Here is a 14,550-nt window from a genome sequence, read left to right as displayed (position 1 = left end):
GCCAAACAAAAAATCCCGGAAAGCCCTGTAAGAAACCTCCAAATACCGCGACATCCCCTTCCGAAACTGCTTAAAACTCCTGCCCACCCCTCTATAAATCTCACCTTTCTCTGACTGAAACTGGCGCCCTTTCAACAGCCTCGGCAAATTACCCGTGAACATCGAAAGGACTCAATACATTGGCCACTACGGCATCACTTTCACGGTGCTGCGCCTTATCGTCTCGCCTGCCAATCACCCGGTACTGGCGAGCCTCTGCCTGCTGGAAGCAGGTACTTCTGCAAACGAGTTGCGCCAAAGACTCGTAGATATCTATAGAAAAATGCTCCCTCGCGATTTGCCTTGCAAGATGGCTGTCGCCATATCCAAACCGCTGACCCGGACACAGGCTGACTTACTCAACATTCGTGGGGAGATCGTTGCGGGATTAATCAGCGGCGCCGTATCAGCACCCATGAGCCTGGCATCTCCTGCCGTTGGGTTCGCCGCTGGTGCAGCCGCTGGCCTGATTATTAAAGGGATCATTCGCAGCTATCACGCCGGCGATGTAGTTATCGGCCTCGACGCACAGGTCAACGGCGGAATTGGACCTCAGCGGTCGCTGTCGGCCATGGTCCGGCAGTTCCAGGGTGGCTAGCGCAATGAATGAATACACCCAGTGGACCAACCTGCTGCTGCTTCTCGTACTGGCCACCCTAGTCGACCGAACAATAAAGCGGCCCTTACTCAGAAGATGGCTTGGACTCTACCTCTTGGTAACTGGCCCTGCACTTCTGTTGTATGCCACCTCCTGGATCAGAGAGGCACAGCTTGAAAGCATGCCGATAATCGCCTTCGTGACAGGCATCGGGTTATTGAGCACCCAACATATCTATTGCAGGACTAAAACCACCCACCCTTTGTTAATCGCCCCAACCTTGAACCTTGCGCCGGACTTTCCTGATGACCCACTCATGCTGCACCTCCTGCAAATTTTGCATGAAAGCATTGGCCTGCCCAAACACAAAACCATCACCCTCAACACATCAATCAACCACGACCTCGGATGTAACAGTGCCGAAGCCAAGCAATTGATGGCACTACTTAAGCACGATTTCGGCATGCGACCAGGTGACTACAACGGCAACCGCTACTTCAAGCGTCGAGGCTTTGACGCGTATTTGCGATATGTGGAAAAAGGCAGCGTGGGAAAGCGCCCTCTAACCATTGGCATGCTCTACCAAGCCGTCAAAGCCAAGTATTGGGATACCCAGACACTCGAAGCGAAGGGGGATCAGATACTGTGAATCTCTACCTGCAATTAGTCTGCTTCCTCGGGCTCTACCTATTACTTCATTATCAAATTACCGACTGCACCCTCAGAAAGCGCTTCGCCCTCACATTCCTTGCAACAGGCTTCACCTTGACGTTCCTACTACCCTACGTCGCGGTGATCCTCAGAATGCCTTTCCTACCTGTCTTCGTATTCTTGATAGGCTTGGCACTCTTCCTCACTCGAAACCAATACCAGATCCACCGCAACCGATCCCCTCACCCACTCCTGCGTGCCCCCACCATGAACCTCGCCCCCAACTTCCCCGAAGACCCCGTTATGCAGCAACTCCTGCAGCTCTTGCACGAAGAAATCGGCCTGCCAAAACACAAGACGATCCGCCTGCAAACTTCGATCAACTTCGACCTGGGCTGCGACGGCAGTGAGGCCAAGCACCTGATGGAAGCGCTGGAGCAGGAATTCGCCCTCGACCTGGGTGACTACGACACTTATCGTTACTTCAACCCGCCGGTGTTTGATGTGTTCCTCAAGCGCCGGGCCAAGGGGCGCGGCGAAAAAGTGCCGCTGACCATCGGCATGCTCTACCTGGCGATCAAGACCCACAGCTGGGACACGCAGACGCTGGAAAACCTGAGCTGAGCGAACACAAACTCCAGGCACACCGGTACTCAAATGTGGGAAGGGGCAAGCCCCTCCCACATTCGATGAGCGTGCTCAAAACAACAAGGATCTTACATGGACGTAACAATGGGCCTGCTGGCCGCCCTGCTCTGGGGCGGCACGGATTTTCTCGTGGGCCTCAACGCCCGCGCCGTGGGCGTAAAACGCGCGGTGTATTTCGGCCAGGCGCTGGGCTTTCTGATCATGACCCTGCTGCTGGTCATCCTCCCGACCTTCCTGTTCAAAGCCCTCGACGCCGCGCTGAGCGTCTGGCTGCTGGGCATCGCTGCCGCCCTGTTCACTGTCTCCGGCGCTCTTGCACTGTCCAAGGCCTTCGCCCTGGGCAAAGCCGCCATCGTGGCGCCGCTGGTGACCTCCTACGGCGTGGTGACCACACTTCTGTCCTGGGCCAGCGGTGAACACATCAGCCCGACGCAACTGGGCTGCATCGCCCTGTGTGTAATCGGCGTGATCCTCTCCAGCATCCATAAGGACAACGGCGTCCCCCACAACAACCCCAGCCAGTCGATCGCCTACGCCATGCTCGCCGCCCTGCTGTATGGCACCAGCTTCTGGCTGCAAGGCCGCTACACACTGCCGGCGCTGGGACCGATCACCATGCTGTGGCTGGGTTACCTGGTGGGCCTGTGCGTACTGCTGGTGATGGTGTTGAAGATCAAGGACGGCTTGAAAATCCCACCGCTGAAAAACTGCGCGACGCTGACCGGGGCGAGCTTGATGAACCTCGGCGGGTTCTCGGCGTTTTCATGGGGGGCGATGGCGGGGTCGGTTTCGGTGGTGACGGTGATCAGTACGTTGTCGGGCGGGATTGCGGCGATCCTGGGATTCATGTTTTTCAAGGAGCGGTTGTCGGCGGTGCAGGTGCTGGGGGTTGTGCTGGTACTGGTCGGCGCAGTGGTTTTACATATCGCCGACTAATCCGACACGCACAAAAAAGCCGCCTCACAAGAGGCGGCTTTTTCACAACGACTGAATCTTACAACTTGGGACCCGCGGCCTTGATCGCATCGCTCACTTCAAACTTCTTGAAGTTCTCGATGAACAGACCGGCCAGCGCCTTCGCCGCTTCGTCGTAGGCAGCCTTGTCGGCCCAGGTGTTACGTGGGTTCAACAGGCCGGTCTCAACGCCCGGTACGGCCAATGGCACGTCGAGGTTGATGGTGTCGAGGTGTTCGGTTTCAGCACCGACCAACGCGCCGCTCTGGATCGCTGCAATCACGCCGCGAGTGGTCGGGATGTTGAAGCGCTTGCCGACGCCGTAGCCGCCGCCGGTCCAGCCGGTGTTGACCAGGTAGACCTTGGAGCCGAAGCCACGGATACGCTTGATCAGCAGTTCAGCGTATTCGCCAGCCGGGCGCGGGAAGAATGGTGCGCCGAAGCAGGTGGAGAAGGTCGACTTGATGCCGCCGCCGGAACCCATCTCAGTCGAGCCTACCAGTGCGGTGTAGCCGGACAAGAAGTGGTAGGCCGCTTGTTCTTCGCTGAGGATCGACACCGGTGGCAGTACGCCGGTCAGGTCGCAGGTCAGGAAGATCACCGCGTTTGGCTCGCCGCCCAGGTTCTTCTCGGAACGCTTGGCCACGTGCTCCAGCGGGTAGGCGGCGCGGCTGTTCTGGGTCAGGCTGACGTTGGTGTAGTCGGCGTGCCCAGCTTCGTCGATCACCACGTTTTCCAGCACGGCGCCGTGCTTGATGGCTTTCCAGATGACCGGCTCGTTCTTCTCGGACAGGTCGATGCACTTGGCATAGCAACCGCCTTCGATGTTGAACACCACGCCTTCGCCCCAGCCGTGTTCGTCGTCACCGATCAGGTAACGGCTTTCGTCGGCGGACAGGGTGGTCTTGCCGGTGCCCGACAGACCGAAGAACAGGGTCACGTCGCCTGCTTCGCCGATGTTGGCGGCGCAGTGCATCGGCAGTACGTCGGAAGCCGGCAGCAGGAAGTTCTGCACCGAGAACATGGCTTTTTTCATTTCACCGGCGTAGCGCATGCCGGCGATCAGGACTTTTTTCTGTGCGAAGTTGAGGATCACGCAACCGTCGGAGTTGGTGCCGTCACGCTCTGGCACGCATTCGAAGTTGGCCACGTTGAGCACTTGCCACTCGTCACGACCGGCCGGGTTGTACTGGGCCGGGTTGATGAACAGGCAACGACCGAACAGGTTCTGCCAGGCAGTCTGGGTGGTCATTTTCACAGCCAGGTAGTGGTCTTCGGAAGCCCCTACGTGAACGTGGGAAACAAAATGCTCTTGCGCGTTGTTGAATGCCTCGACGCGAGCCCAGAGGGCATCGAACTTGTCGGCCGGGAACTTGCGGTTGATCGGGCCCCAGGCGATGGAAGCCTGGGTGGATGGCTCTTCAACGATGAAACGGTCGACCGGCGAACGGCCAGTACGGTGACCGGTTTCGACGACCAGCGCGCCAGTATCGGCGAGCACGCCTTCACCACGCTGCAGGGCTTCTTTAACCAGATCGTCAACACTCAGATCGGTGTATACGGCGTTGTTGGCTTGCGTCATGAGGTTCCCCGTCGGCCTATGGCCGAGTGCTCCAAACGTTTTGTAGTAGAAAGTTGCGCACTACTACCGCGAAAAAAGTGGGCCGGATTATGCCAGAAAAGCCCAAAAAGAGTAGGGCCCTCCCGTCAGAACTGCGCTAATCCGGCGTTTGTCAGGTGATTTACCTGTGCTTAAACGTTTTAGTGGCGGGTGTCGGAAGGGGTGTCGATGCCTGCGCCGGCGAACAATTGCGCTACATCGGCCGCATCGAACAGGTAGCGCTCGTTGCAGAACTGGCAGTCGATCTCGATATGGCCACCGTGCTCCACCACCAGGTTTTGCGCATCTTCCAGGCCCAGGCTGGCCAGCGCATTGGCCGAACGCTCACGCGAGCAACTGCAGTTGAAGCGCAGGCCCTGTGCGTCAAACAGTCGCACGGCCTCTTCGTGGTAAAGGCGGTGCAGGATGGTTTCGTTGTCCAGGCCCAGCAATTCTTCAGCTTTCAGTGTGTCAGCCAGGGCGATGATGTGCCGCCAGCTTTCTGCGCGATCATCGTCGTCTTTGATACGGTCAGCCGGCAATTGCTGCAACAACAGGCCGCGGGCGCGCTTGCCGTCGGCGTTAAGCCAGAACTTGGTGCCCACCTGCTGGGACATGACGAAATAGTTGGTGAAGCAGTCCGACAGGGTTTCGCCATCCAGATCGACGATGCCCTGATAGCGCTGGCCTTCGGTCGGGTCGATGGTAATTGCCAGCACGCCGTTGGCCATCAGGTCGGACAAGGTGGCATCCGGCGCGATCTGATCGGCTTCATAACGGGCCAAGCCACGGATTTCACGCTCGCTGGAGCATTCGATCATCAGCATCGGCACCGGGCCTTCGGAACGCGCCTGCAGAATCAGCAAACCGTCGAACTTCATGGTGCCCACCAGCAACGCTGCTGCGGCCATCAGCTCACCGAGCAGTTGCGCGACCGGCTCCGGATAAGGGTGCTTGGCAAGGACTTCGGCATAGCTGCGCTCCAGCGAGACCAGTTCGCCGCGGGCGTCGCTCTCGTCGAAGATGAAGCGTTGGGTGAAGTCGGTATCCGGTAGATCAGTCATAGGTCTGGGTATCTGAATTGATGACAAAATGATTACAAGGTTTATAGAATTAAACGCTTTAGCACCGTTTTGGTGCGGTTTCTAGAGCCATGAGGGACAGTTTATGAACAATCCGGGTTTGTTCCAAGCCAAGTGGAACCTCGGGCGATGGGCCGTCTGCAATCTACTCGCTATCGGGCTGCTGTGTTTTTGGCTGTGGCCCACGGGCCAGATGCTGTGTGTGATGTTCGACGAGTGGCTGTTTCACCTGCTCAATGACCCGCTGGCGAGCAGCTCCACATGGCTGCACGTGTGGGCTGTCGCCAGTTTGCGACCGTTCGATGCAGTGGTCGGGGTGATTCTGCTGATGCTGTTGATTCGCGGCGATTGGGTGTTCAAGGCGGTGCAAGTACGCCAAGCCTTGTTAGGTTTTGTCGGCATTCTGTTGCTGTTGCTGTTTATCCGCATGCTGTTTTCCAAACTCGCCGCGCACATGGGCTGGCAACACAATAGCCCGTCCATGGTGATCAGCGGGGCGATCCAGATGAGTGACTACTTCCCGGGCCTGGAGAAGACCTGGGAGTTGAAGGACCGTTCGAGTCAGAGCTTCCCGGGGGACCATGCGTCGGTGCTGCTGATCTGGGGGATGTTCATGACCGTGTTCGCCAAGCGCATCGGCCAGGTGCTGGTGATCTGGGCCCTGACGCTGCTGTTCATGATGCCGCGCCTGGTGGCGGGGGCACATTGGGGGCAAGACGATTACATCGGCGGAGTGTTGCTGGCACTGTTGGCGTTGGGCTGGGGGTACTACACACCGTTTGCGGCGAAGGTATCGGGTGGGTTGTTGCGGGTAACGGCGCCGGTGTTCGGGCTGGCTGCTCGTTTACCCATAGTGGGGCGAATGAGCGTCGTTAGAACACGGCAATAATCTGTGGCGAGCGGGCTTGCCCCGCTCACTACAAAAGCCCGTTCGATTGAGGCTAGTCATCGTTGCCACTGCCGCGAAACTTGAACAGGTCGCGGCGTTGTTTCTTGCTCGGTTTGCCATCGGTGGTCATGCCAGTGGCACCGGCCTTGCGCATCGCCGCCGCATTTTCACGCTTGGCGATGCTGGCTTCGGTTTCGGCGTATAACGCTTGCGCTTCAGATGCGCCACGACGAACGATGGAAAGCGCCTGAACCACGACCGTCTTTTCATCAAACCCTGCACGAATCTGAAACTCATCACCGACACGTGGCTCTTTGCCCGGCTTGCAGCGCTCGCCACGATGATGCACCTTGCCGCTCTCGATGGCGGCCTTGGCCAGGGCACGGGTTTTATAGAAACGCGCCGCCCACAGCCACTTGTCCAGACGGACCTTTTCTTCCTCTTCCTGCTTTTGAGCCACTTGAATTCCTCGCTCTGAAAAATGTCGCAACTTTACCGTTGAAACCCTTCGACGCATAAATCCCAAGGCTCACCTAAGATACGCCAGGTAGCACCCTGTTTTCGCGAGGATATGTTGTGACCGAATTCCCCCTTTCACTCACCTCGCCCAACCAGCGCTGCGTGGGTTGCCAGCAAAGCGAGCCCCTAGGGTTCGATTTTGCGTTCGCTTACCAGCCTATCGTAGACCTGCGGGACCATTCGATCTTTGCCCACGAAGCCCTGGTGCGTGGCACACAAGGCGAAGGGGCGCTGTCGGTGCTGAACCAGGTCAACGAAGGCAACCGCTACCGCTTCGACCAACGCTGCCGAACCCAGGCGATCGCCGGTGCGGCAACCTTGGGAATGCAAACTCACCTTTCGATCAACTTCATGCCCAATGCCGTGTACCGCCCGGAACTGTGCATCCGTAGCACCCTGGAGGCGGCTCGCGTACATAATTTTCCGTTGAACCAACTGATTTTCGAGACCCTGGAAAGCGAGCATGTAGATAACTATCGCCATTTGACGAATATTCTGCGTGAATATCGCGAATTCGGCTTCAAGACCGCCATCGACGATTTCGGCGCGGGCTATTCGGGGCTGAACCTGCTGGCCGACTTCCAACCTGACCTGATCAAACTCGACATGGCGCTGATCCGCGATGTTGATCAGGACCGTGTCCGTCAGGTCATCGTCCAGGGGATTGTCACAATCTGTGAGCAGTTGGGGGTTACTGTCATCGCCGAAGGCATCGAAAGTGCCGGCGAACGGGACTTTCTCTCCGACTGTGGAATATTTCTGATGCAAGGCTACTGGTTCGCCAAGCCTGCATTTAAAGCCCTGGCCGAGATATCCCCTCAGGCCTGGGCAAATTGATCGGTTATCCATATTGAAGACATTTGACCATTTGACCGTTGTGGGTCTGCGTGAGTGGGTGGCACTTCCCGACTTGGGAGTAGCAGGCCTGCGCGCGAAGATCGACACCGGTGCCAGCACCTCGAGCCTGCACGCCACCGACATTGAACCGTTCGAGCGCGACGGCGAGCAGTGGGTGCGTTTTACCGCACACTTGGGCAGCGTCGTGCAACTGCGTCACCGCCGCTGCGAAGCGCCGCTGGTGACGATGAAAACCATCAAGAGCTCCAATGGCCATGCGCAGGTGCGCTATGTCATCAGCACCACGCTGGCGCTGGGTGATCGGGTATGGCGGGTGGAGTTTACCCTGGCCTGCCGCAAGGCCATGCGTTACCGCCTGTTGCTGGGTTCCAAAGCCTTGATTGACGGCCATTTGGTGGTCAATCCCGGCATCAAGTACGTACAAGACAAGCCGGTGTTCCCGGTCTCTACCCTATCTGCCCCAGGTGCTGCATGAAGATTGCTGTGCTGTCGCGAAACCCGCGTCTGTATTCCACCCGCCGCCTGGTTGAGGCCGGCACCGAACGTGGCCACGAAATGGTGGTGATCGACACGTTGCGTGCCTATATGAACATCGCCAGCCACAAGCCGCAGATCCACTACAGGGGCAAGCCGCTGGAAGGGTTTGATGCCGTGATCCCGCGAATCGGCGCTTCGGTGACGTTTTATGGCTGCGCAGTGCTGCGCCAGTTTGAAATGATGGGGGTGTTTCCTCTCAACGAATCGGTAGCCATTGCCCGCTCGCGGGACAAGCTGCGCTCGCTGCAGTTGCTGTCGCGCCGTGGTATCGGCCTACCGGTGACTGGCTTCGCCCACTCCCCCGACGACATCCCCGACCTGATCGACATGGTCAATGGCGCGCCGCTGGTGATCAAGGTGCTGGAAGGCACCCAGGGTATCGGCGTGGTGCTGTGTGAAACTGCGACGGCGGCGGAATCGGTGATCGAGGCGTTCATGGGTCTCAAGCAGAACATCATGGTGCAGGAATACATCAAGGAAGCCGGTGGCGCGGATATCCGCTGCTTCGTGGTGGGCGACAAGGTGATTGCGGCGATGAAACGCCAGGCCAAGCCGGGGGAGTTCCGCTCCAACCTGCACCGTGGCGGCAGCGCCAGCCTGATCAAGATCACCCCGGAAGAACGCATGACCGCACTGCGGGCGGCCAAGGTGATGGGGTTGAGTGTGGCGGGTGTGGATATATTGCGCTCCAACCATGGGCCACTGGTGATGGAGGTGAATTCATCACCGGGTCTGGAAGGGATCGAGACCACCACCGGCAAGGATGTGGCGGGGATCATCATTCAGCATCTGGAGAAGAATGGTGGGCCAAATATGACCAGGACCAAGGGCAAGGGCTAGAGAAGCAGCCAGCAGCCTCAAGCTTTAAGCTGCAAGGACAGGCAAAACAATCCGCCTTTCTCTTGCAGCTTTAAACCGGGAGCTTGCAACTGTGCCTATACCGCATCCCTGGGCAACATCAGCCCAAGCGGCAAGCGTACCCGCGCCTCCAGGCCACCCTCTTCGCGGTTGCGCAACTCAACATTGCCACCATGCATCGAAGCAATCCGCCGCACAATCGCCAACCCAAGGCCAGTGCCCTTGCCACCCCGGGCACGGTCGCCACGGGTGAAGGGGTTGAAGATGCCTTCCAGCTCGTCCGGGTCGATGCCCGCCCCCCGGTCCATCACGCTCAGCACCACATAGGGCGCTGCACTGTCGCCAGACACATACGCCGCCACTTCCACGTCAGAACCGGCGTGATGCAAGGCGTTGCCAATCAGGTTGTTCAACAGGCGCTTCATCGACACCCGACGCAACGCAAACGGCCGGATCGGCTCCAGACGCATGCGCACCTGTTCGCCGTTCTGGTTATAGGGCGCGACCACCTCACGCACCAGGTCCGTCAGGTCGACTTCTTCCACTACCTCATCACGGCCATCGCGGATAAACGCCAGGAACTGGTCGAGAATCGCGTCCATGTCCTCAATGTCGCGGACCATGTCATCGGTGAGATCAGTATGGTTGCCCATCAACTCCAGCGACAGGCGCAATCGCGTCAACGGTGTGCGCAAGTCATGGGACACCCCCGCCAGCATCAGCTCGCGCTCGCGCCCAGCCTGTTCGACGTCTTCCGCCATCTGGTTGAACGCGCCATACACCTCGGTCATTTCGCTGGGCGTATCGCTGACTGGCAGGCGCACACTACGCCCCTGACCCAACTGGCGGGCGGCAAACACAAGACGCTTGAGCGGCTGGTTGAGCTGACGCACAAAGATCCACGCCGACGCCGTTGAAAGCAGCCCGATCGCCAGGAACCAGCCCAGCACGTTCCAGATTTTCTGCCCCCGCAGCGGATGCGGATACAACGGCACCTTCAACCAGTCCTCGCCCAGGCTCGGCGCACGCACCCACAATGCCGGCGATACATGCATGCGCAACCGCACCTCGGTGTCTTCACCGAGTTCAGCCTGCATCTGGCGCTGGTAGATCTCACTGTAGGGCCAATGCTGCTCGCCTTCCGGCACACCCGCGCCCGCCACACGAACCAACGTAGCGGCCTTGGCGATTTTTTCGCGATTCTCAGGGTCAGCTGCCCAATAGGCACGCAGGGTAAGGGCAACACCGTGACTGTATTGTCGATCCACCAGCACGTCCTCGTTCATCAACAGATAAACCAGCGTGAGTGCCTTGGAAAACAGAACGACGATCAGCACCAGCCAAAGGGTGCGGGAGAAGAAACTTTGGGGGAACCACAACGGGGTTTTCATAGAAGACAGCTGGATACCTTGCAGAAACGAGCGGCGCTCGCAGAATTGCAGACGCCGGGCATCCCGTCGACCCTCATGGAGTCAGACACCGGGAGGCCCGTAACTGCAAATCATCGGTCAACTGGTTTTGTTGCCATCCGGCACAAACACATAACCTACGCCCCACACCGTCTGGATATACCGTGGCTTGGACGGGTCCGGCTCGATCATCCGACGCAGTCGGGAGATCTGCACGTCGATGGAGCGCTCCAGCGCGTCCCATTCCCGGCCACGGGCCAGGTTCATCAGCTTGTCGCGGGTCAGCGGCTGTCGAGCGTTCATCACCAGGGCCTTGAGCACGGCGAATTCGCCGGTGGTGAGCATGTGCACTTCATCGCCACGCTTGAGCTCACGGGTCGCCAGCGACAGTTCGTAGTCGCCAAAGGTGACACTTTCATCTTCGCTGCCCGGTGCACCCGGTACCGGTGGGGCCTGCCGACGCAGTACGGCCTTGACCCGCGCCATCAGCTCGTCGGGGTTGAAGGGTTTGGCCAGGTAGTCATCAGCGCCCAGTTCCAGGCCCTTGATGCGACTCAGCTCATCGCCCTTGGCGGTGAGCATGATGATTGGAATCTGGTTGTTCGCGCCGCGCAGGCGCTTGCAGGCGGTCAGGCCGTCTTCACCGGGCAGCATGAGGTCGAGTACGACCAGGTTGAAGACTTCGCGCCCCAGCAGTCGGTCCATCTGCTCGGTGTTCGGCACCGCGCGGGCACGGTAACCCTTGGAGTTGAAGAAACGCTCCAGCAGGCTGCTCAGCCCCGGATCGTCATCAACGATGAGAATTTTTTCGCCTTCAGCAGTTTGTGCAGTGCTGCTCATTGGATGCTCCTCTTATCTCGGCGCGCATTATGGCCTAGCTGCCGTTATACGCACCGTGTGCATTGTTAGCAGATTTTTCCTCTACCGCCAGCGAACCCGCGCCCTACAACCGTTGGCGCAATCCCCCCCAAGGACAGAACGCTGGTTATAATGCGCCGCCGCCGTGCAGGGCAACGTCAGATCGTTACCGTTTGCTGCCGAGGCTTTTTTCACCCGCTTGTCGCGATTTTTTCGATTTCGAGGGTCAATAGGCAGCCTCTTGACCCAGGCAGCGGCGCCAGTCGGGCCGCTCAACCAGCCTCCCAGGGCCTTGTTTTCCGGGCCTGCGAGCTGCTTTTCAGAATTTCAGGTGGTTTTATGGACAGCATCAACAGCCGCATCGCCGAGGAACTCGGTGTACGCCCACAACAGGTCGAAGCGGCCGTCGCTCTACTGGATGAAGGCTCCACGGTGCCGTTCATCGCCCGTTACCGTAAAGAAGTAACCGGCAGCCTCGACGACACCCAACTGCGTCACCTGGAAGAGCGCCTGCGCTATCTGCGAGAACTCGACGAACGGCGCATCAGCATCCTCGCCAGCATCGAGGAACAGGGCAAGTTGACCCCGCAACTCGAGCGCGACATCAAGCTCGCCGACACCAAGACCCGCCTCGAAGACCTCTACCTGCCTTACAAACAGAAGCGTCGCACCAAGGGCCAGATCGCCCTGGAAGCCGGCCTGGGCGAGCTGGCCGACGGTCTGTTCAACGACCCGTCGCTGACCCCGGAAACCGAAGCTGCCCGTTTCATCGACGCCGAAAAAGGCGTCGCCGACGTCAAGGCCGCCCTCGAAGGAGCCAAGTACATCCTCATGGAACGCTTCGCCGAAGACGCCAGCCTGCTGGAAAAGCTGCGCAGCTACCTGAAGCAGGAAGCCATCCTCAGCGCCCGCGTCATCGCCGGCAAAGAGGAAGAAGGCGCCAAGTTCCGTGATTACTTCGAACACGACGAGCCGCTCAAGAGCATGCCGTCCCACCGCGCACTGGCAATTTTCCGTGGCCGCAACGAAGGTATTCTCAGCTCCGCGCTGAAGGTCGGCGACGAATTGCCGGGCACCATGCACCCCTGCGAAGGCATGATCGCCCAACAATTCGGCATCCAGAATCAGAACCGTCCTGCGGACAAGTGGCTCGGTGAAGTGGTGCGCTGGACCTGGAAGGTCAAGCTCTACACCCACCTGGAAACCGACCTGCTGGGCGAGCTGCGCGACGGTGCCGAAACCGAGGCGATCAACGTGTTCGCCCACAACCTGCACGACCTGCTGCTGGCCGCCCCGGCCGGCCCGCGTGCCACCCTGGGCCTCGACCCGGGCCTGCGTACCGGCTGCAAGGTCGCCGTAGTCGACGCCACCGGCAAACTGCTGGACCACGCCACGGTGTATCCGCATGTGCCGCACAACAAATGGGACCAGACCCTCGCGATCCTGGCCGCCTTGTGCGCCAAGCACGCGGTGGACCTGATCGCCATCGGCAACGGTACCGCCAGCCGCGAGACCGACAAGCTGGCCGCCGAACTGATCAAAAAATACCCGGCCATGAAGATGACCAAGGTCATGGTCTCCGAAGCCGGCGCTTCGGTGTACTCGGCGTCGGAACTGGCGTCCAAGGAATTTCCGGACCTCGACGTGTCGATCCGTGGCGCGGTATCCATCGCCCGTCGCCTGCAGGATCCGCTGGCCGAACTGGTGAAAATCGACCCTAAATCCATCGGCGTCGGCCAGTACCAGCACGACGTGTCGCAGCTGAAGCTGGCGCGCGGCCTGGACGCAGTTGTGGAAGACTGCGTAAACGCCGTGGGCGTCGACGTGAACACCGCCTCCGTGGCACTGCTGGCGCGAATCTCCGGCCTCAACGCCACCCTGGCACAGAACATCGTCAGCCACCGTGACGAAAACGGCGCGTTCAAAACCCGTGCCGCGCTGAAAAAAGTCGCACGCCTGGGTGAAAAAACCTTCGAACAAGCCGCCGGCTTCCTGCGCGTCATGAATGGCGACAACCCGCTTGACGCGTCTGCGGTCCACCCGGAAGCCTACCCGCTGGTGCAGCGCATCGCCGCCGAGACCGACCGCGACATCCGTTCGCTGATCGGCGACGCCGCTTTCCTCAAGCGCCTGGATCCCAAGAAGTACACCGACGAAACCTTCGGTGTGCCGACCATCACCGACATCCTGCAAGAGCTGGAAAAACCTGGTCGCGACCCACGCCCCGAGTTCAAGACCGCCGAGTTCCAGGACGGTGTCGAAGACCTCAAGGACCTGCAACCGGGCATGATCCTCGAAGGCGTGGTGACCAACGTGACCAACTTCGGCGCCTTTGTGGACATCGGCGTGCATCAGGACGGTTTGGTGCATATCTCCGCGCTTTCGGAGAAATTCATCAAGGATCCCCGCGAAGCGGTCAAGGCCGGTGACGTGGTCAAGGTCAAGGTCATGGAAGTCGACATCCCGCGCAAACGCGTCGGCCTGTCGATGCGCATGAGCGACACCCCCGGCGAGAAAATCGACGGTGCCCGTGGCGCGCGCCCAGGCTCGGCACCGCGCCAGTCGCAAAACAATACGGCTCGCAAGGAAACCGCCACCGCAGCCCCAAGCAACAACGCCATGGCCTCGCTGTTCGCCAACGCCAAGCAGTTGAAGAAGCGCTGATGGAGATCCCGGCCGGCTTGACCCAGAGCGCCTTCAGCGAACTGATCGGCTGCCGCCTGCAACGCCTTGAAGAAGGCGTTGCCGAGGTGGCCCTGACCCTGGAGCCGCAACTGCGCAACCGCGCGGGCAAGCTCCATGGGGGGGCGATTTTCAGCCTCGTGGACATTACGATGGGGCTGGCCTGTTCCAGCGCCCATGGTTTCGACCAGCAGAGCGCGACCATCGAGTGCAAGATCAATTACATCCGCGCCGTGTCGGACGGTGACGTGCTGTGCACCAGCCGGGTGATTCATGCCGGCCGCCGCACGCTGGTGGTCGAGGCGGATGTGTATCAGGACGAAAGACTTGTCGCAAAAGCACAGGGCACCTTCGCTGTCCTATAGCTC

General features: G+C 59.5%; 15 protein-coding genes. 10 read left to right on the top strand and 5 right to left on the bottom strand.

Translation table 11 applies throughout. The features are described 5' to 3' along the window. Window positions 1–154: 154 nt before the first annotated feature. From BM026_RS10245 to BM026_RS10230, 4 genes are all read left to right on the top strand, one after another. Window positions 155–637: a hypothetical protein gene (locus tag BM026_RS10245; protein WP_093528389.1), complete on the top strand. Its 483-nt coding sequence runs from the start codon at window positions 155–157 to the stop codon at window positions 635–637. A 4-nt stretch (window positions 638–641) separates the two neighbouring features. After that, window positions 642–1,286, top strand: a complete 645-nt coding sequence (locus BM026_RS10240; protein ID WP_093528387.1) for a DUF1493 family protein — start codon at window positions 642–644, stop codon at window positions 1,284–1,286. A 269-nt stretch (window positions 1,287–1,555) separates the two neighbouring features. After that, a complete protein-coding gene (locus BM026_RS10235) occupies window positions 1,556–1,912 on the top strand; it encodes a DUF1493 family protein (RefSeq protein ID WP_071492542.1) in 357 nt (118 codons plus the stop codon). A gap of 96 nt (window positions 1,913–2,008) precedes the next feature. After that, window positions 2,009–2,872: a DMT family transporter gene (locus tag BM026_RS10230; protein ID WP_256575404.1), complete on the top strand. Its 864-nt coding sequence runs from the start codon at window positions 2,009–2,011 to the stop codon at window positions 2,870–2,872. 58 nt (window positions 2,873–2,930) lie between these two features. On the opposite strand, the gene BM026_RS10225 is transcribed toward BM026_RS10230, so the two are convergent. Both BM026_RS10225 and hslO read right to left on the bottom strand, forming a co-directional pair. Next, window positions 2,931–4,472 carry a phosphoenolpyruvate carboxykinase gene (locus tag BM026_RS10225; protein WP_071492490.1) on the bottom strand — a complete coding sequence of 514 codons (1,542 nt, stop codon included), beginning with the start codon at window positions 4,470–4,472 and terminating at the stop codon, window positions 2,931–2,933. A gap of 179 nt (window positions 4,473–4,651) precedes the next feature. Then, window positions 4,652–5,554, bottom strand: coding sequence for an Hsp33 family molecular chaperone HslO (gene hslO / locus BM026_RS10220; protein ID WP_071492491.1), 903 nt, complete (start codon window positions 5,552–5,554; stop codon window positions 4,652–4,654). 103 nt (window positions 5,555–5,657) lie between these two features. Between hslO and BM026_RS10215 the strand changes: the two genes are divergently transcribed. Continuing rightward, window positions 5,658–6,461: a phosphatase PAP2 family protein gene (locus BM026_RS10215; protein ID WP_093121660.1), complete on the top strand. Its 804-nt coding sequence runs from the start codon at window positions 5,658–5,660 to the stop codon at window positions 6,459–6,461. 52 nt (window positions 6,462–6,513) lie between these two features. Here the strand turns inward: BM026_RS10215 and BM026_RS10210 are convergent, their stop codons facing one another. Then, window positions 6,514–6,921 carry an RNA-binding S4 domain-containing protein gene (locus BM026_RS10210; protein WP_093121663.1) on the bottom strand — a complete coding sequence of 136 codons (408 nt, stop codon included), beginning with the start codon at window positions 6,919–6,921 and terminating at the stop codon, window positions 6,514–6,516. A 116-nt stretch (window positions 6,922–7,037) separates the two neighbouring features. Here BM026_RS10210 and BM026_RS10205 point away from each other — a divergent pair, with 116 nt between their 5' ends. The 3 genes from BM026_RS10205 to rimK are packed head-to-tail and all read left to right on the top strand — an operon-like array spanning window position 7,038 to window position 9,215. Further along, complete coding sequence (locus BM026_RS10205) at window positions 7,038–7,817, top strand: S6 modification regulatory phosphodiesterase RimA (protein ID WP_092248543.1); 780 nt, start codon at window positions 7,038–7,040, stop codon at window positions 7,815–7,817. Between the two features lie 31 nt (window positions 7,818–7,848). Then, window positions 7,849–8,313 (top strand): retropepsin-like aspartic endopeptidase RimB, encoded by a 465-nt coding sequence (locus BM026_RS10200; RefSeq protein ID WP_371322030.1) that lies wholly within the window; start codon window positions 7,849–7,851, stop codon window positions 8,311–8,313. Next, window positions 8,310–9,215, top strand: a complete 906-nt coding sequence (gene rimK, locus BM026_RS10195; protein ID WP_010214091.1) for a 30S ribosomal protein S6--L-glutamate ligase — start codon at window positions 8,310–8,312, stop codon at window positions 9,213–9,215. The genes BM026_RS10200 and rimK overlap by 4 nt, the downstream gene beginning before the upstream one ends. Before the next feature lie 95 nt (window positions 9,216–9,310). Here the strand turns inward: rimK and BM026_RS10190 are convergent, their stop codons facing one another. Further along, a complete protein-coding gene (locus BM026_RS10190) occupies window positions 9,311–10,624 on the bottom strand; it encodes an ATP-binding protein (RefSeq protein WP_071492496.1) in 1,314 nt (437 codons plus the stop codon). A 117-nt stretch (window positions 10,625–10,741) separates the two neighbouring features. Further along, window positions 10,742–11,482, bottom strand: a complete 741-nt coding sequence (gene ompR, locus BM026_RS10185) for an osmolarity response regulator transcription factor OmpR (RefSeq protein ID WP_016979041.1) — start codon at window positions 11,480–11,482, stop codon at window positions 10,742–10,744. 357 nt (window positions 11,483–11,839) lie between these two features. Here ompR and BM026_RS10180 point away from each other — a divergent pair, with 357 nt between their 5' ends. Both BM026_RS10180 and BM026_RS10175 read left to right on the top strand, forming a co-directional pair. Beyond that, window positions 11,840–14,164 (top strand): Tex family protein, encoded by a 2,325-nt coding sequence (locus BM026_RS10180; RefSeq protein WP_092248546.1) that lies wholly within the window; start codon window positions 11,840–11,842, stop codon window positions 14,162–14,164. Next, entirely contained in the window at window positions 14,164–14,547 is a 384-nt protein-coding gene (locus BM026_RS10175; RefSeq protein ID WP_034108628.1) for a PaaI family thioesterase, read from the top strand. Before BM026_RS10180 ends, BM026_RS10175 begins: the two co-directional genes overlap by 1 nt. Window positions 14,548–14,550: the final 3 nt, after the last annotated feature.

The organism is Pseudomonas sp. NFPP24 (genome assembly GCF_900112095.1).
Lineage (GTDB): Bacteria > Pseudomonadota > Gammaproteobacteria > Pseudomonadales > Pseudomonadaceae > Aquipseudomonas > Aquipseudomonas extremorientalis.
The sequence above is the reverse complement of the archived record's forward strand: the minus strand, read 5'-3'. Positions and strand labels throughout refer to the sequence as shown.

Bases quoted from the DNA above. Each gene is read 5' to 3' on its own strand.
- BM026_RS10240 (WP_093528387.1), top strand. From the start codon at position 642: ATGAATGAATACACCCAGTGGACCAACCTGCTGCTGCTTCTCGTACTG.
- BM026_RS10235 (WP_071492542.1), top strand. From the start codon at position 1,556: ATGAACCTCGCCCCCAACTTCCCCGAAGACCCCGTTATGCAGCAACTC.
- BM026_RS10230 (WP_256575404.1), top strand. From the start codon at position 2,009: ATGGACGTAACAATGGGCCTGCTGGCCGCCCTGCTCTGGGGCGGCACG.
- BM026_RS10225 (WP_071492490.1), bottom strand. From the start codon at position 4,472: ATGACGCAAGCCAACAACGCCGTATACACCGATCTGAGTGTTGACGAT.
- hslO (WP_071492491.1), bottom strand. From the start codon at position 5,554: ATGACTGATCTACCGGATACCGACTTCACCCAACGCTTCATCTTCGAC.
- BM026_RS10215 (WP_093121660.1), top strand. From the start codon at position 5,658: ATGAACAATCCGGGTTTGTTCCAAGCCAAGTGGAACCTCGGGCGATGG.
- rimK (WP_010214091.1), top strand. From the start codon at position 8,310: ATGAAGATTGCTGTGCTGTCGCGAAACCCGCGTCTGTATTCCACCCGC.
- BM026_RS10190 (WP_071492496.1), bottom strand. From the start codon at position 10,624: ATGAAAACCCCGTTGTGGTTCCCCCAAAGTTTCTTCTCCCGCACCCTT.
- ompR (WP_016979041.1), bottom strand. From the start codon at position 11,482: ATGAGCAGCACTGCACAAACTGCTGAAGGCGAAAAAATTCTCATCGTT.
- BM026_RS10180 (WP_092248546.1), top strand. From the start codon at position 11,840: ATGGACAGCATCAACAGCCGCATCGCCGAGGAACTCGGTGTACGCCCA.
- BM026_RS10175 (WP_034108628.1), top strand. From the start codon at position 14,164: ATGGAGATCCCGGCCGGCTTGACCCAGAGCGCCTTCAGCGAACTGATC.